Origin of the sequence: Candidatus Thalassolituus haligoni (genome assembly GCF_041222825.1) — a bacterium.
GTDB classification, from domain to species: domain Bacteria; phylum Pseudomonadota; class Gammaproteobacteria; order Pseudomonadales; family Oceanobacteraceae; genus Oceanobacter; species Oceanobacter antarcticus.
The window spans coordinates 3,751,755-3,768,191 of sequence record NZ_CP139482.1 but is presented as its reverse complement, the minus strand read 5'-3'; the positions used below and the strand labels follow the sequence as shown (position 1 = coordinate 3,768,191).

Here is a 16,437-nt window from a genome sequence, read left to right as displayed (position 1 = left end):
GGTTTTCCGCTGCGCTCAAAACCAGCCGCAAATGCGGGCGTTATGCCTCTTTGCAACTTACATCACTTATGGATAAATAATGTCATTTGATTTAGAAGCTTTAAAATTAGCGGATACCTACCATTTTGAAGGGGCTGTAAATGACGGAAGCAATGACTTTGCGGCAAAGTTATATCTTTCCCCAGAAAAAATTACGATTACGATAATGGGGGAAAAAAACGATGAGCGAAATTGTGACTTTGGTTGGGGAGATATAGAAACTCTATTATTTACCGATATGAATAAGACTTTCATATTACACGATCTTTGTTTTTGTAGAGGTGGCAGTAGAGTAATATCTCAATACCCTAAATATATTGGTTTTTTCGAAAGTGTTTTTGAAGTTGGTTACCTCATTTTTGCACCGTCAGGTTTGTATGAAAATGATTTAGTTCAATCGATTTGTATACACTCCAATAAAATAAGTGAATGGGTAGGGAATACTAATAAACAAGAAGAAATAATTAGAGCTTATAATAACAACGAACGACTATTTGACGATCACAATAAATTAGATGAATTTTATATTCCACTTGAAGAAACGGGAATTTTAGGGGTTAGTTATAACCTATCAATGCATCATTCATCGCCTGATTTTAGTGCTGGAATAATATTCCCGCCTTCATTAATTATAACATTCTGTGTAGGGCACACTTCTAAAGAGGTAATGAATGACTTCTTTAAGCTATACGCTTTATTAGCATTTTTTATAGGGAGTGATTTTATAATTGAGCAAATAGATCTCAATATGAATTCGAGTCATTTTGGTAACAAAGGAACTCTTTATTACCCTTCAAAAATGTACCACCCTAAATATGAACAAGACTATTCTACATTCCCACTCGGTAAAGATATTCGCTTCGACTCTTTAGGGCTTCCACCACTTCCATTAACAGCTTTCAGCAAATATTACGCGCTTCCTGTAATTCAATCTGGTTACTTTTTAAAATACTTGAAGTACAAAAGATTGGAGAATTCAGAAGAAAGATTTTTAGGTTATTTTCGTATTTTAGAGTCATTATGCTTTAACAAAAAAAGCTATCTAAATGAAGAGTTACTTGAAAAGTTGAGTAACAGGATTAAACCATATCTAATAAAAGTATTTGGTGATAAAAAGAGTGTAACTAGCTTTTTAAAAGGGCTCCCAAGGTATAACAATTCAAAATACAATACGCAAAAATGCATTTTAGATTTTTATGTAAAAATTCCACAACAGACATCTGGTAGATGGAAATTATACAAGAGAGATATAAGCGGAATATGTAAACTTAGAAATGATATAACCCATGCAAATGACTATTCTATTAATGCTTCTGAACTTGTAGAAAAAGAAAAATTCATTGAAGTGTTGTTGGTGTTCTCATTGTTTGAAAAGTTAGATATTACTTTGCCTATAACATCAGAAATTATTGATAGACTATCTGGATATTCATCGCTAATTAGATATGAGGCATAACAAGGCATTTAAACGGAACTAAAACAGTGGGTTACGTTCCGCTTCGCTCCACAGTATAACCCACAATTTTAGTCCGCTTAATGCGGCGTTATAAATCACTCTAGCCTTGAATGCTCGCATGTACTAAAATGTATTACAAATTAGTACAGGAGAGCGTTTCAATGGGTATTACAAGTATTCGGCTAGCAGATGACATAGATAAGCCACTTGAATTTTTAGCTAGCAAGCTAGATAGAAGTAAGAATTATCTTATAAATCAAGCGGTTAAAGAGTTTTTGGCAAGGCAGTCCGTAGAGGAGTCTCGGTGGGCAGACACTCTGGAGGCTCTAGAGTCTATTAAAGCAGGTAAATCCATTGCGGAAGCAGATGTGAATGCCTGGCTAAACAGCTGGGGCACTGGTGAGCGCAAAGAGCCACCGAAATGATAGAGGTTGAATATTCCCCAGAGTCGATGAAAGACCTTCAACGGGTTGTCGAGTGTGTTGAGGTTAAGAATCCTTATGCCGCACGAAGAATCGCAATTGATCTTCAAGAAGGAGTTTTCAAACTAAAGCAATTCCCTGAAATTGGCTTGCCGGTCATAAAAGCGCCTGATCCTGAAAAAATCCGAGATCTATATATTGGTGATTACACCGTCCGGTATTTAATCACCAGTGGTATTGTTTATATTTTGAGAGTTTGGCACAGCAAAGAAAATGAGAAAAATTTATAACAAAATAAAGCAGCAGTTTCGCTATGCTCCCCGCTGTTTGTGGCGTTATATTTCCGAGTATGAAACTACTAACGAATAAAGGAATAGATGAGATTGAGGGTGCTCTAGGTAGAGAGACTCCCAGATTCTACAGGAAGCTTCTTGTTGAAGTCGGTTTTGGAGAGTCAGGCGATATCGAGTTGTATCACCCAAAGGAAATCGATGAGCTTTATGAATTCAAGGCGCTCACCCACATCGATTGGAAGCTCAGCCTGATCTATTCCGAGCGTGGGCGGGAATCCATTCCTCCGGAGCGTTTATTGAGAGCCTTGCTGCTGCAAATCCTCTTCAGTATTCGCAGCGAACGGCAACTGGTCGAGCAGATTCAGTACAACATGCTCTATCGCTGGTTTGTCGGTTTGAGTATTGATGATCCGGTCCGGGATCATTCGACTTTCAGCGTCAATCGGGATCGCTTGATCCACCATGACGTCAGCACCGAATTATTCGCCGAGGTGATTGCCACAGCCCAAAAACAACAGCTCCTGTCGAACGATCATTTCAGTGTCGATGGCACTTTGATGCAGGCCTGGGCTTCCCAAAAGAGTTTTCGGCCGAAGCACCCTGATGACGACCATGATCAGGGCCAAGGGCCTTCCGGACGCAATCAGGAAGAGAATTTTCGTGGCACCAAACGCAGCAATGACACGCATGAATCGACCACCGATCCAGATGCAAGGTTGTTCAAAAAATCCAAAGGGCAATAAGCCCGATTGTCCTTCATGGGACATACAGTCATGGAAAACCGGCATGGTTTTGATCGGCCCCTTACGGCAGTTAAAAGTGAAGGGGCTGGAGAAGGTCAACAGCGCTCTTGAGATGACCATGATGGCTTACAACCTGGTGCGAATGGCAAAGTTACAGGGTCAATCTGTCTGATGAACGGAAACGGGATGGATAATCCCGTTTTAAATGGAAAACCTGGCTAGAAAACAACCAAATAAGTGTGATTGATAAGGCGGAAGAGCTTCTATCAGCGAATTAGATACGAATTTCAACGGCCTGCTAGTGAGCAAGCCAACAGTGATTTCTGACAAGCTGCGTAATAGTCGTGGGCAACTTGTACCGCCTTTATGGTTCAATACCGGCTTTTGCGCGGTGGAGTTGTGGTATGTCCAGCGGGGCCTGGCAGGTGACATTGATGTTGATGGTCGCGGGTGGTTTGTCGGCCTGCAGTCACTGGCCGGGGGCTGAGCACCGGGCGGTGACGCTGGAGGGTATTGAGGCGGTTGTTGTCCGTCATCGTCCTGATATTCAGTTGAGCTGTCCAGATATTGAAGCGGTTCTGGCGAATCAGCAAGAGCAGACGGTTCAGATGGTGGCGCTGCAGCAACAGTTACAACAGCTGGCAGATATCAACCCGGATCCGGGTCAGCCAAGTTGTCCGGCGGCTGATGCGGTCGCCGAACCTGTTGCAGACAAACTGGTGGTGGGGGCATCGGAGTGGATTTATCTGGTGCCGCCTGGGCATCACTATCGCGCCAGAGTCGACAGCGGAGCAGCGACGTCGTCGCTGAGTGCCCGTAATATCACCCGTTTTGAGCGTAATGGTCAGCGTTGGGTACGTTTTCTGTTGCAGCACGATGATGAAGCCGAGCCGCTGGAGATTGAAGCTCGACTGGTTCGTAATGTGTTGATCCGGCAAGCATCCACCAACGAAATCGATCGTCGGCCCGTGGTGGCGTTGACGGTTCATCTCGGTCAGCAGTTACAGCAGCAAGCCGAATTTTCTCTGGCCGATCGTTCCCAGATGACCTATCCGATTTTACTGGGGCGTGCGTTCTTGCGTGATGTCACCCTGATTGATGTGGGGAAAAAATTTCTGCTCGGGAAATATCAACCCGATGCGCAAGCGCCAACTGTGAGTGATGACGAATGAGTGAACATCGTTGGCCTTATGTTGCGTTGATCCTGTTGTTGCTGAGCGCCGGGATTGCCCAGATTCTGCATCGGCACTGGGTGTATGATGTACCGCTGTTACCGGGTGAGTCACAAACCGTCTGGTCGGTTGAAGCAAGAGTAGAGCTGACCGCTGATGCACAACCGGTGCGTGCCGTTCTGGCGCGGCCATCGAATCAACCCGGATTTATGTTGCTGCGTGAAAGTGGCGCGTCTCCCGGTTACGGGCTGAATTTTATCGACGGCGGTAATCCGGTGGCGGAGTGGACCAAGCGCACGGCCAGCGGCCGCCAGATGTTGTTTTATCGCGCGGATGTGTTGGAAAGCGACGCCTACGAATTGATGCCGGAACCGGAACCGGCGCTGACGGTGACCAGCTGGCCGGAACCTTACGCCAGTGCGGTGGGGCAGTTGTTGGCGTTGGCGCATCGTACGTCGGCAGATAACTTCAGTCTGACGCGGGAGTTATTAAAGGCATTTTCAGCCGTACCTCGTGCCCAGCATGTGGAGCTGCTGATCAGCGAATTCAGTCAGACTCTGCCACCGTTACTGGTGAATATGCTGAACAAGGCGGGGGTGCCTGCACGTCTGGTGTACGGCTTGCGGTTACAGGATGGTCGTCGGCAACAGCAATTGTTGCCTTATATCCGGGTATGGCAAGACGATCAGAGTCAGGTCTTTGACATTCCGCTGCAGGCCCGTAATCCGGCGCTGTTTGATCGGGATGCGCCGTTGTTATTGTGGGAGCAGCGTGGTGAGCCGGTGCTGGAGGTGTCGGGTGGCCGTGATTCACAGGTACGCTTTGCCATGATCCGGCGGGAAGAATCGACTTTTGCCAGTGTTGCCAACCGCTTGTCAGATCAACACGAGTTATTGAATTTTTCCATTCACAGTCTGCCGGTGGAAGAGCAGGCGATGTTCAAAACCATTCTGTTGTTACCCATCGGCGCGTTGGTGGTATGCCTGCTGCGGATTCTGGTGGGGATTCGTACCTCGGGCACCTTTATGCCGGTGCTGATTGCGGTGGCATTTATTCAGACTTCGCTGATCACTGGGCTGGTGGGCTTTCTGTTCGTTGTGGCAACCGGCCTGGTTATTCGCAGCTATTTATCGCGTCTCAATCTGTTACTGGTGGCGAGAATCTCGGCGGTGATTATTACAGTGATTGCGATTATCGGGCTGTTCAGTGTGGCGTCCTACAAACTGGGCCTGACGGAGGGTTTAAAAATCACATTCTTCCCGATGATCATTTTGTCATGGACCATCGAACGTATGTCGATTCTGTGGGAAGAAGAAGGTGGCCGTGAGGTGATGCGCCAGGGCGGCGGCAGCTTGTTGACGGCGGTAGTGGCGTATTGGGCCATGAGTGATCCGCTGATACGACATCTGACATTTAACTACATCGGTGTACAGTTGGTGATTCTGGCGCTGGTGCTGATGCTGGGAACGTACACCGGTTATCGGTTGCTGGAGCTACGCCGTTTTGTGTCGCTGCGTCAGGATGGATCATGAATAGCCGCGATCCTGGTGCTCATGGTCTGGCAGGAATGGGTCATCTCTGGCAGTCGTTATCGCAGCAGTTGCTGTTGCCGTTACGGTTGCAGCAAGCTGGAGTACTGGGTATGAACGCCCGTAACCGGTTGTATATCGGGCGTTATAATCCGCGCAAGCTGTATCCGCTGGTGGATAACAAACTGAAAACCAAACGACTGGCAGAACGTGCCGGAATTGCGGTGCCCGAACTGATAGGTACGATTCAGTCACAGCATGAAGTTGAGGCGTTGGGGCAACAGCTGTCTGACATTCCGGCATTTGTGATCAAACCGGCCAAAGGCTCCGGTGGTAAAGGAATTGTGGTTGTTCAGAGCCGGGAAGGCGATTATTGGCTGCGAGCCAATGGCAGCCCGGTGACTCTGAGCGATCTCAAACGTCATGCGTCGAACATTCTTGCCGGACTTTATAGCCTGGGTGGTACGCCGGATATCGCTATTATTGAGCGATGTATTGAGTTTGACGAGTCGCTGGCGCATTTCTCTTACGAAGGGGTGCCCGATGTTCGAGTGATCGTCTGTCGCGGTTATCCGGTGATGGCGATGACACGGTTGGCTACCCGAGCGTCGGATGGAAAGGCGAATCTGCATCAGGGTGCTGTCGGTGTGGGGTTGTCGCTGGCAAATGGACAAGCGTTACACGGGGTGCAGGATGGCATTCGTCTGACCCAGCACCCGGATACTGAGGTGACACTGTCGGAGCTGGTTATTCCCCAATGGCAGCCATTACTGGTTTTGGCGGCCCGCTGTTATGACATGACCGGATTAGGCTATCTGGGAGCTGATATTGTGATTGATCGCCAGCATGGCCCGCTGTTACTGGAATTGAACGCACGTCCAGGGTTAGCCATACAGTTGGCGAATGGTGCCGGGCTGTTGCCCCGACTGAGAGTGATCGACCGGCTGTCGCCCGCAGACCTCCGCCGTTCAGCGGAGGTGAGGGTGATGTTGAGTCAGCAATGGTTTGCCGGGGTCTGATCGCAATGGTGTCTTGTTAAATCGCCAAGCGTTTTCTGTGCATCATTGGAAGATCCTCTAATCGTTGAGAATGTCTTCAAAACCGGATTCCAGGTCGCGGCATTCTGCCAGTGCACTACGGATTTGACGCAGATCGAGACTGATACGGCGGGCAACCCGAACTGGAAATTTCGCCACCAGCTCTTCTTCGGTCAGATCGTTCTGATGGGCGGTATGCAAGTATTTGGCGATGTAGATCAGGCCACCGAGATTCGAGAAGGGTTGATCCAGATCCGGGTTGTTCTGGTCCTGGATTGCTTGCTGGATTTCTTCCGGGAATTTCCAGCGCTTGGCCAGTTCAGTGCCGACATCGGCAGAGGTAAAACCCAATCGTGCAGTTTCTGCGGTGTGACGATTGCCACCCAGATGTACGGATTCGTTAACATTGGCGGCATCGTCTGGCAGTACGATGTGAATCAGCATTAAACCGATGGAATGTAACATGCCGCAGGTAAAAGCAGTTTCTTTGTCGCCGTCTGGCATATAGCGAGCCAGCCATTTGGCTAGGGAGGCGACGGCAAAGGAGTCGCGCCAGAAAGTTTTTTGATCAAAACCGACAGGGGCTTTCATGGCGGATGTGACGCCGGAGGCCAGTACCATAGTGCGCAGTGTATTTAACCCCAACAGCACGACGGCATCCTGGGGGTTGGAAACGGTGCGTGACAGGCCATAGTGAGCTGAGTTGGCCAGCCGTAATACCTTGGCGGTAAGCGCCTGGTCGAGTGCTACCTTACGGCTGATATCGTCGGCATTGGCATTGTCATCCCGGAAACTTTCAATCAGCTCTTGTACAACTTTCGGGATATGCGGCAGCTGTTGGGACTCCGCAAAAATAGTGGCCATATTCATAAGACAGGTGTCCTCTGGCGGGTGGGTATTTTAAGAATAGGCCAGCTGGGAGCAAACGTCGGAAAACTTGGTTCAAAGTCAGTAAGTCTTTGATAGTATTGGCAGTTATTCTTCTCGAGGGCGGCACATTGACGATCGGATTTATCGGGATGGGCCTCATGGGAGTTCCCATGGTTATGCGTCTGCTGGACGCCGGCTACCCTGTCCGGGTCTGGAATCGTACGCCCGATAAAACCGCAGCGGTGGCGGCGGCAGGCGCTCAGCGGGCGGCATCGGTGGCAGAACTGACGCAGCAATGCGATGTGGTGATGGTGTGTGTCACCAACACTGAGGCCGTTCGTGATATTGTCTTTGGCCCTGAGGGCATCGCGACGGTTGGACATGAGGGTCAGGTACTGGTGGACTTCTCCAGTATTGAGCCGCAATCGACCCGACGGATGGCCTCTGAATTGCTAACCCGATGCGGTATGAGCTGGGTGGATGCTCCGGTATCGGGTGGCGTTACTGGCGCGGAACAAGGGACCCTGGCAATCATGGCAGGGGGCGATATATCTGTGATCGACCGGCTGAGGCCAGTGTTGGCAGCCCTGAGCCAGCGGGTTACCCATATGGGGCCAACGGGTGCTGGTCAGGTGACCAAGGTGTGCAACCAGATGTTGGTGAGTTGCAATGTTCTGGTAATGGCGGAGGTATTTGCGTTGGCTGAACGGGCAGGCGTTGATGCGCTGGCATTGCCTCAGGCACTTCGGGGTGGTTTCGCAGATTCCACGCCACTTCAGCTCACTGGCCCTAAAATGGCCGCGCGCGATTTCGAGGATATAAAGTGGCGGGTCAATACCTTGCTCAAGGATATGAATATGGCCAATGGTCTGGCGCAGTCTTTGGGCAGTGCAATTCCCATGGCAGGACTGGGTGTCGAGTTACTACGTCAACATGCTGGCCGTGGTTTTGGGGAGCAGGATCCTGCTACGTTGATTCACTTGTATATGGAGATGTTGTCAGGTGAAGGCGAGCGCTAATTTATCCACCTTATATACCGAGTTACCGTTTATGAAACGGTTTACGGCAGCCCGCCGAGACGGCTTTCATGCGGTCGAAATCCAGTTTCCCTACGCTTATCCGATCTCTGATATCAAGCGACAGCTGATCGACAATGACCTCAAATGCGTACTGATTAACGTGTCTGCTGGCGATCTGATGCAGGGCGGAGAAGGGCTGGCATGCGTACCGCGCAAGACCGCAGAATATGCCGCTGCAGTGGTGGAATGCCTGTCTTATGCGCGGGCATTAAAAATTCCCACGGTGAACGTATTACCGGGCTGCTGTCGCATTCCCGAGCGTCGCGAAGAGTATATGGCGACCTTTATTCGCAATCTGCAGGTAACCGCCGACAGTTTTGCCCCGTTTGGAATCACCACCACGTTTGAAGCGATTAATCGTTTTGATATGCCCGATTTTATGGTTTGCACCGGGCGGGAAATGTTGGCCATTATGGTGGAGCTACGTCATCCTCACATCAAGGCGCAGTTTGATGTTTATCATATGTCCCGTATGGGCGTGGATGTGATCGGGTTTATTCGCCGTCACGGTCGCAAGATCGGCCATATCCAGTTTGCCGATATGCCGGGCCGACACGAACCGGGAACCGGGCGGATCAAGTTTGATGAAGTGTTTGCCACGATCGAGAGCAGCCATTACGAGGGCTGGGTTGGGGCAGAGTACCACCCAAGCCGGGCAACTTCTGCGACGCTTGGCTGGATGAATGAATTCGAAGCAGTGCGTTTGCCTGGCTAGGAGCCTGTCGGATTTAGTCGTTCGTCGCGAGGGAAAGACTGGCTTGAGCGATTTTTGCGCAAATTTGAGGCGAATAGTGGTTCTATTTAACCAGAATTTGCTCAAAAAAGAGCCAGATTCAGCTTTTCCGCAGTAGCGCAGCCCTAAGCCCGACAGACTCCTAGTGGCCGTCTTGTTTTGAGTCAGGGTTTCCCTGGCTTTCAAACAGACCAATCTGGCTAGCTTGTTGTGGCGTTGTTCTCGATGCCGTATCCAGAGGTGGAGGCGTTGGCTCTTCTGGGGCTGATGTACGTGAGTTTTCCAGACTCTGATCCATTCTGTTGCGATCAGCAGCAAACAAATCCCCTTGTGGAATGTACTCTGGCAATGCGTCTTCGACGTGTTGTACCTGTCCTGCCTTTAACTTCAGGCGGCGGCGTTCACACAGATTGACGATCAGTTGTTTCTGGAAATTACTAAATTCGTTCCAGTGGAAGCGCTCCTGACGGCTGCGTAAACAACCTTTGCAGAACCCTTTGTTATTAACGGTACAAATTCCACGGCACGGATTGGGGATGTTAAACAGTTCGCCTTGGTCAATCATAGGGACGATACGTCGCTGAATGGCTGGGGAACGGAAATGGGCATGCAGATGCAAGAGATGGGTCTGCTGAAGCCAGAGGCTTCAGCGGACTTTTGGCCAGCGAATCTTGAAGGGTGACACGCCTGGTGAAAACACAAAGGGTGACCAAACAGATAACAGGGCCACGGCCGTAGAACGGCCCAGGATGTTACAGAGGGTTGACGTTTTCAGCCTGAGGACCTTTCTGGCCCATGGTTACTTCCATGGTCACTTTCTGGCCTTCCTGCAGTGACTTACGGCCTGCGCCGTTGATAGCACTGTAGTGAACAAAAACATCTTTACCAGATTCCTGCTCAATAAAGCCGAATCCTTTCTCATCGTTGAACCACTTAACAGTGCCCTGAACTTGATCTGCCATTTGTATTTCCTGAAATTGATGTTGGCCAAAGCCAATTTAATGCGATTTTGCTGGCACTGCGGTACTGGCCGGTCATCCGGTAAGCAATCAATGCCGATATCGACCAGTATCCTGCACACTTCGGGTGAATCTGGAGCACTCGCCAATAGAGCTTGAAACGACAAGCTCACTGCCATAGTAGCTCAGTAAGTTCTGGTGACCAAGGACTGATGCAAAATAGTTGGCCATGAATTGAGCCTGAGTGGGATGATTGTCTGTCGGCCTTATCGGATTGGCCCAATTTGCCTCAGACGGTTATTCATAAGGCAAAATAAATGCCAGTAGAACGGCAGAATTGTCTTATTTCTCGCTCTCCCATCATGGCTCAAGCTGATGCTGTTATGGTGATCGGCATACGGCTCTGTGAGTCCGTTCGTTTTAATGGTTTTGTCTGGATAAATTGTACTCATGATTCCCGATTTTCGTCTGCCTGTGTCGTGTGAGGCTCAGCGGCTGTTTCATGGCCGGGGGCACAGTGAACCCGGCTTTGAACACGTTAATATTGATTGGTATACGCCACTGGTACTGATCACCCTGTATCAGGAGCCGGTAATGGGCTGGCTCGAGCAGTTATCAGCCTGGCTGATGGCGACCCTGGCTGAGGCCACGGTAGTGGCGGTGCAGTATCGCTGTCGACCCATGGCACCGATGGAAGCCCTGGTGGGTGAACTGCCGGCCCGGTTGGAAGTCACTGAGCATGGTCTGAATTATGAACTCAGTTTTGGCCAGTTCCAGAATACCGGCCTGTTTCTCGATATGGCCAATGGTCGCCGCTGGGTGCTGGAACATGGTGCCGGCAAGCGGGTGTTAAACCTGTTTGCCTATACCTGTGGCTTTTCCGTGGCGGCGATTGCGGGCGGAGCGGCACGGGTTGTGAATGTTGATATGAGCCGCAGAGCATTGGCTATCGGCAGGGATAACCACCGCCTTAATCAACACCAGCTCGATCGGGTTGTTTTTGAGGGGGTGGATATTTTTCGTTCATTTGGACGGCTGAAAAAACATGGCCCCTACGATCTGGTGATTGCTGATCCGCCAACCTTCCAGAAAGGCAGTGTTGATATTCGCAAGGATTACCCGAGGTTGTTGCGGCGCCTGCCGGAGATGCTGGCGCCTGGAGGGGAGTTGTTACTGTGTTTGAATGCGCCAGAGTTGGGGGAGCATTTTTTGCGCGAGCAAGTTGCCAACGAGTGTCCGGACTGGTGCTACATCGAGCGCTTGCCGAATCCGGATGCTTTTGTGGAAGTGGATGATACGGCAGGACTCAAGGTTTTGCGTTATCAGTCTTGCTGACCACACTGGCTGTTTGCAACTGGCGAATCCGGCGTCGGGTTTGCCAGCGCCACCAGGAGGCTAGCAGCGCGCCGCTGAGGTTATGCCAGACGCTGAACAGGGCGGCGGGCAGGGCAGTAAGGGGGGTAAAAAACTGCAACGCCAGCGCTGCCCCCAGTCCTGAATTTTGCATGCCTACTTCGATGGCAATGGTGCGACACTCGACTTCGGTAAAGCCGCGCCAGCGCGCCAACGTATAACCCAACGCAGTACCGAGCAGGTTGTGTAACGCCACCGCCAGTAATGTCATGACGCCCACCGTGGCAATCTCATCGGCATTCAGCGCAACGACGATGGCGATAATGGCCAATATGGCGACGGTTGCGGCGTTTGCCAGCTGTTTGTTGACTGCCTGGCGTAGTGCCGGGAGGTAATGATTGATGGCGATGCCAGCAATGATCGGCAGCACGACAATTTTTGCGGTCGTCAGCAGGATCGCGAGTATATCGACACTGACGCTTGCGGAGGCATAGAAGCTCAGTAGCCATGGGGTCAGGACAACGCCCCACAGGGTGGAAAGCAGAGTCATACTGATTGACAGGGCAACGTCACCCCCAGCCAGGTAGGTCATGACATTGGATGCCGTTCCACCGGCACATACGCCTACCAGAATGACACCTAACGCCACTTCGTCTGGCAGTGCCAACAGATGCACCAGCAACCAGCCAAGCAGTGGCATCAGCAGATATTGCAAGGTGACGCCCATAGCGACCGGTTCCGGTTTGCGCAAGATACGGCGGAAGTCTTGTGCCCGTAAAGTCAGGCCCATGCAAAACATAATAAACATCAGTAATGGAATAACAGCGACGTTCCAACCCAGTAGTGGTTGGGGGTCGTTCCACGCCAGCCAGCTCACCGCTATAGCAAGAAGAGGAAAGACGCTTTGTAATGACAGCATGGTATTTACCCGAATATCGCTAACTCTGAAGTCGCGACCATATCAGGAATCCTGGCGCTGGTCTCGGGGGCAGGGCCGCAGTACCGTGGCGGCACTCAGTTGTGCCTGTGCTGGCGTTATCTGTGCAGGAATACGTACACAGCGGGGTAGATCGGGATACAGCCATGCGCGCCAGAGCCAGCCAGGCATGGCATTCACTTCGCGGTTATAGTCCATGGCGGCGGTCAGTAACTGGCGCCATTGCTGGCGGCATTGTTGTTGATCGTATTGTTGTTGATCGTATTGTTGATAGTGTTTGGTGTTTTGGCAATTGGGCCACTGATTGACCTGCCAGTTTTCTCGTTTGCTGTTCCAGGCCTGCCAATAACCGGCGGTATTCTGGCTACCATTCAGCATTAATGTGATAACGACCAGGGCGGCGATGCCGCTATGGCGAATAAAGCTCCGGGAAAAAGGTATTTCGCTCATGAGCAAATCCGGCTGGCTTTGGATGCCTGTATTAGTCCTCTGGCAAATGACATTAGAATGACGTTTGTATGGCGGCGATGTGATGTGTTTGAGTGGGGCCAGCGAACTCAGGTGACAGGTCGCTGTCTTTGACAATCCCGGTTAACCGGCAGGAGATTTCATGATTGTTGATTTTGCAGAAATTGAAGCATCCCAACGCTATTTTTTAATGACCCAAGCAGTGCTGCCGCGTCCTATCGCCTGGATTCTGACAAGAAACCCGTCGGGCAGCCTGAACCTGGCACCGTATTCTTTTTTTGCCCCTGTCTGTTCCAATCCGCCCACACTGGTGGTGTCCATGGGACAGAAGTCGGCAGGAATGGAAAAAGACAGTTATGAAAACCTGCGCAGAACCGGAGAGTGCGTTGTCCATATTCCCCGTGTCGCGGATCTGGATGCGGTTAACACCAGCTCAGCTACTCTGGGGTTTGATGAGAGTGAAGTGGATCAACAGGGGCTGGCGGTTACAGAGTTTATCGCTGGAGGCTTACCGAGACTGACTGATTCGCCTCTGGCATTTGCCTGTCATTACCAGCAGCAAGTCGATCTGGGGCCAGCGCCACAGCATCTGGTGTTTCTGCAGATCGACCAGCTTTACGTGGCTGAAACGGTACTTGAGCCGGTTAAGCAGCGTCAGCAGATCAATGCCGAAGCGGTTGATCCTCTGGGGCGGCTGGGTGGCAAAGCCTATGCTGGCTTGGGAGAACTGCTCAGTCGAATCAGACCCGACTGAGCATACGGGCTTGGCGTCAGTTAAGCTGGACTATCGGTATCAATAACGCGTCGCGGCGTTTGCCATGACGCCGCATCAGCAGCAAACAGCCAGCGATAAAACCAACGCAGCCGAGCGACCAGACCCCGGAACTCAGTGGGTGGGCGGTGATGCTACCGAGCTGATACACCAGTACGGCGGTGGTGTAGGCCAGGCCAGTACTCCAGATGGCAACAAACATCATCCATTTGATGCCAGCTTCCCGCACCATAGCACCCAGAGTGGCAACACAGGGGGTGTATAACAGTACAAACACCAGGTAGGAAAAGGCCGCCAGCTGACTGCCAAACAACAATTCCATCGCACTGAATGTTCCAGAGTGCACACCTTGCTCTTCGCCTTGGTCGGCACCAATCAGATTCAGTCCCAGAGGATCGAGCAGATTATTCGCCACATTGGCAAGGTTATCCGGAATGGTCAGAAGGGATTCCAGTAATAAATTGGGCAGGTTGTATTGACGGTCATCGGCTATTACGTCCGGACTGTAGAGGGCGTCCAGTGTTCCCACAACGGCTTCCTTGGCAAAAATACCGGTAATGATGCCGACGGTTGCGGGCCAGTTGTCAGACTGTACTCCCATCGGTGCCAATACCGGGGTCGCCACTCTGGCAATGCCGGACAATACCGACTTCTCATTATTCTGGTTGCCAAAGGAACCGTCTGTTCCAATTGAATTCAAAAAGCTCAGTACAGTAACCACAATAATAATGGTTTTACCGGCTCGCATTGAAAACGACTTCAGTCGTTCCCAGGTTTTAATCAGTACACCCTTGACGGTCGGGATATGGTAAGCCGGTAGTTCCATAACAAACGGAGTTAACTCCGGTTTGAACAGCGTGTTCTTCAGCGCCAGACCGGTAAGCAGTGCCATGGCGATGCCAAGTATATAAAGTGCAAACACCATGGTGGCACCGTTGTCTGCAAAAAACGCAGCGGCGAACAGGGCAAATACAGACAGCCGGGCACCGCAGGACATAAACGGTGCCATAGCGATGGTTAATAAACGATCTTTATGGGTGTCCATTGTCCGGGCGGCCATTACCGCAGGAACGTTACAGCCGAATCCGACAATGAGTGGCACAAAAGACTTTCCTGGCAGCCCGACTGAACGCATCAGGCGATCCATAACAAAGGCTGCCCTGGCCATATAGCCAGAGTCTTCAATAATGGATAAAAACAGGTATAAACCACCAATAATCGGAATGAAGGTGGCGACCAGCTGAATGCCGCCACCCAATCCATCGGAGAGCAAGGTGATGAGCCATTCTGGTGCGGATATGGCGTTGAGCAGGTAACGACTGCCCTCAACAAAAATAGCCGATGACGACATGTCAAAGAAATCGATAAACGCGCCGCCAAAATTAATCGCAAAGGTAAACATCAAATACATGATGCCGAGAAAGAAGGGAATACCAAGGAAGCGGTTCAGTACCCAACTGTCGATACGCTCGGTGAGTGAGCGCCCGGTATGGTGCAGGCTGACGACCTGATGGGTCAGACGTCTTATTGATGTAAAGCGGGAGTTGGCAATCAGCACATCGATTGGCTGATGTTCCTGGCTTTCTATACGTTGACGCCAGTCGGCGGCAAGTTTTACATAGGCGCTGCGATAGGCTGGCCCAACATCGGCGGCGGCCTGGCGATCACTCTCCAGTGCCCGAGAAGCCATCCAGCGCGGATTGGACAGGGTTTGCCCGGAGGCAGCAATCAATTCTTCGAGTGCCGTATGAATGTTGCCGGATGCGCGCCACATGGGGGTCGGGACGGCAGAATGCTGCAGGGCATGGCCAACGACGCGGCGTAATTCTTCAATACCATCGCCGGTCGACGCAACAATTGGTACAACCGCTACACCCAGCAGGGTAGACAGCTGCTGAGTATCAATATGTATTCCTTCCCGCTCGGCAACGTCAAGCATATTGACTGCGCATACCATGGGCACGCCCATATCCAGCAGCTGGGAAGTGAGATAAAGATTGCGCTCCAGGTTCGAGCCATCAAGAATATTAATGACCAGATCGGACTCGCCGCCGATAACAAAGTCTCGGGCGATACGCTCATCCAGAGACACGTCGTCATCCTGGCTGTCGAGTGCGTAAGTGCCTGGCAAATCGACCAGAGTCAGATTCTGGTCGCGAATAACCACGACACCTTCTTTACGCTCGACGGTTACCCCAGGCCAATTGCCAACTTTCTGGCGGGCACCGGTCAGTTGGTTGAACAGAGTGGTCTTGCCACAGTTAGGATTGCCGATCAGGCCGATTACAGCAGGTTTCACGTAATACTCTCCACCAGCAGGATGGTGGCTTCCTGTTTGCGCAGGCTCACCGAGGTTCCACGTAGCTGGATCTGAATAGGATCGCCAAGGGGGGCGACGCGACGGATTTCAATTTCTGCACCCGGTACAACGCCCAGTGCCAGGAGCTTGCGGCGGAACTGGGCTTCCGTAGCGGCAAATCCGGTTACCCGTACATGCTCACCAATACGTGCCTGATCCAGTGTCATGGTCATAGAATTTTCAGTCCGAACGAAGCTCAAGGGAAAAAATGATAAT

19 protein-coding genes are annotated in these 16,437 nt (G+C 51.0%); 12 read left to right on the top strand and 7 right to left on the bottom strand.

All coding sequences use genetic code 11. The annotated features are described in order from the left end of the window. Positions 1–79: 79 nt before the first annotated feature. The 8 genes from SOJ49_RS16970 (at position 80) to SOJ49_RS16935 (ending at position 6,673) form a co-directional block, all read left to right on the top strand. A complete protein-coding gene (locus SOJ49_RS16970; protein WP_369855668.1) occupies positions 80–1,495 on the top strand; it encodes a HEPN domain-containing protein in 1,416 nt (471 codons plus the stop codon). Positions 1,496–1,656: 161 nt separating this feature from the next. Then, the gene (locus SOJ49_RS16965; protein WP_369855667.1) at positions 1,657–1,920 is read left to right on the top strand and encodes a CopG family ribbon-helix-helix protein; all 264 of its coding nucleotides are present in this window, start codon (positions 1,657–1,659) and stop codon (positions 1,918–1,920) included. Next, the gene (locus SOJ49_RS16960; protein WP_369855666.1) at positions 1,917–2,207 is read left to right on the top strand and encodes a type II toxin-antitoxin system RelE/ParE family toxin; all 291 of its coding nucleotides are present in this window, start codon (positions 1,917–1,919) and stop codon (positions 2,205–2,207) included. Before SOJ49_RS16965 ends, SOJ49_RS16960 begins: the two co-directional genes overlap by 4 nt. A gap of 23 nt (positions 2,208–2,230) precedes the next feature. Further along, entirely contained in the window at positions 2,231–2,953 is a 723-nt protein-coding gene (locus SOJ49_RS16955) for a transposase (protein WP_369855665.1), read from the top strand. A gap of 43 nt (positions 2,954–2,996) precedes the next feature. Then, the gene (locus tag SOJ49_RS16950; protein ID WP_369855664.1) at positions 2,997–3,125 is read left to right on the top strand and encodes a hypothetical protein; all 129 of its coding nucleotides are present in this window, start codon (positions 2,997–2,999) and stop codon (positions 3,123–3,125) included. 232 nt (positions 3,126–3,357) lie between these two features. Next, complete coding sequence (locus SOJ49_RS16945) at positions 3,358–4,125, top strand: ATP-dependent zinc protease (protein ID WP_369855663.1); 768 nt, start codon at positions 3,358–3,360, stop codon at positions 4,123–4,125. Beyond that, positions 4,122–5,657 carry an inactive transglutaminase family protein gene (locus tag SOJ49_RS16940; RefSeq protein WP_369855662.1) on the top strand — a complete coding sequence of 512 codons (1,536 nt, stop codon included), beginning with the start codon at positions 4,122–4,124 and terminating at the stop codon, positions 5,655–5,657. The genes SOJ49_RS16945 and SOJ49_RS16940 overlap by 4 nt, the downstream gene beginning before the upstream one ends. A 35-nt stretch (positions 5,658–5,692) precedes the next feature. Then, entirely contained in the window at positions 5,693–6,673 is a 981-nt protein-coding gene (locus SOJ49_RS16935) for an alpha-L-glutamate ligase-like protein (RefSeq protein ID WP_369858083.1), read from the top strand. Positions 6,674–6,730: 57 nt separating this feature from the next. Here the strand turns inward: SOJ49_RS16935 and SOJ49_RS16930 are convergent, their stop codons facing one another. Then, positions 6,731–7,561, bottom strand: coding sequence for an HDOD domain-containing protein (locus SOJ49_RS16930; RefSeq protein ID WP_369855661.1), 831 nt, complete (start codon positions 7,559–7,561; stop codon positions 6,731–6,733). A gap of 170 nt (positions 7,562–7,731) precedes the next feature. On the opposite strand from SOJ49_RS16930, the gene SOJ49_RS16925 reads away from it, so the two are divergent. Continuing rightward, the gene (locus SOJ49_RS16925) at positions 7,732–8,580 is read left to right on the top strand and encodes an NAD(P)-dependent oxidoreductase (protein WP_369855660.1); all 849 of its coding nucleotides are present in this window, start codon (positions 7,732–7,734) and stop codon (positions 8,578–8,580) included. A 31-nt stretch (positions 8,581–8,611) separates the two neighbouring features. Next, positions 8,612–9,355 carry a hydroxypyruvate isomerase family protein gene (locus SOJ49_RS16920; protein ID WP_369855659.1) on the top strand — a complete coding sequence of 248 codons (744 nt, stop codon included), beginning with the start codon at positions 8,612–8,614 and terminating at the stop codon, positions 9,353–9,355. A 160-nt stretch (positions 9,356–9,515) separates the two neighbouring features. On the opposite strand, the gene SOJ49_RS16915 is transcribed toward SOJ49_RS16920, so the two are convergent. Further along, positions 9,516–9,938 (bottom strand): DUF1289 domain-containing protein, encoded by a 423-nt coding sequence (locus SOJ49_RS16915; RefSeq protein ID WP_369855658.1) that lies wholly within the window; start codon positions 9,936–9,938, stop codon positions 9,516–9,518. A gap of 187 nt (positions 9,939–10,125) precedes the next feature. Then, positions 10,126–10,335, bottom strand: a complete 210-nt coding sequence (locus tag SOJ49_RS16910) for a cold-shock protein (RefSeq protein WP_303433637.1) — start codon at positions 10,333–10,335, stop codon at positions 10,126–10,128. Between the two features lie 447 nt (positions 10,336–10,782). Here SOJ49_RS16910 and SOJ49_RS16905 point away from each other — a divergent pair, with 447 nt between their 5' ends. Then, positions 10,783–11,667 carry a class I SAM-dependent methyltransferase gene (locus SOJ49_RS16905; RefSeq protein ID WP_369855657.1) on the top strand — a complete coding sequence of 295 codons (885 nt, stop codon included), beginning with the start codon at positions 10,783–10,785 and terminating at the stop codon, positions 11,665–11,667. Here SOJ49_RS16905 and SOJ49_RS16900 read toward each other — a convergent pair. Both SOJ49_RS16900 and SOJ49_RS16895 read right to left on the bottom strand, forming a co-directional pair. After that, positions 11,639–12,604 carry a bile acid:sodium symporter family protein gene (locus SOJ49_RS16900; protein ID WP_369855656.1) on the bottom strand — a complete coding sequence of 322 codons (966 nt, stop codon included), beginning with the start codon at positions 12,602–12,604 and terminating at the stop codon, positions 11,639–11,641. The genes SOJ49_RS16905 and SOJ49_RS16900 overlap by 29 nt on opposite strands. Before the next feature lie 42 nt (positions 12,605–12,646). Next, a complete protein-coding gene (locus SOJ49_RS16895) occupies positions 12,647–13,072 on the bottom strand; it encodes a hypothetical protein (protein ID WP_369855655.1) in 426 nt (141 codons plus the stop codon). Between the two features lie 160 nt (positions 13,073–13,232). Here SOJ49_RS16895 and SOJ49_RS16890 point away from each other — a divergent pair, with 160 nt between their 5' ends. Then, complete coding sequence (locus SOJ49_RS16890; protein WP_369855654.1) at positions 13,233–13,844, top strand: flavin reductase family protein; 612 nt, start codon at positions 13,233–13,235, stop codon at positions 13,842–13,844. 16 nt (positions 13,845–13,860) lie between these two features. Here SOJ49_RS16890 and feoB read toward each other — a convergent pair whose 3' ends face one another. Both feoB and SOJ49_RS16880 read right to left on the bottom strand, forming a co-directional pair. After that, a complete protein-coding gene (gene feoB, locus SOJ49_RS16885) occupies positions 13,861–16,161 on the bottom strand; it encodes a Fe(2+) transporter permease subunit FeoB (RefSeq protein ID WP_369855653.1) in 2,301 nt (766 codons plus the stop codon). Beyond that, entirely contained in the window at positions 16,158–16,394 is a 237-nt protein-coding gene (locus tag SOJ49_RS16880; protein WP_369855652.1) for a ferrous iron transport protein A, read from the bottom strand. Before SOJ49_RS16880 ends, feoB begins: the two co-directional genes overlap by 4 nt. Positions 16,395–16,437: the final 43 nt, after the last annotated feature.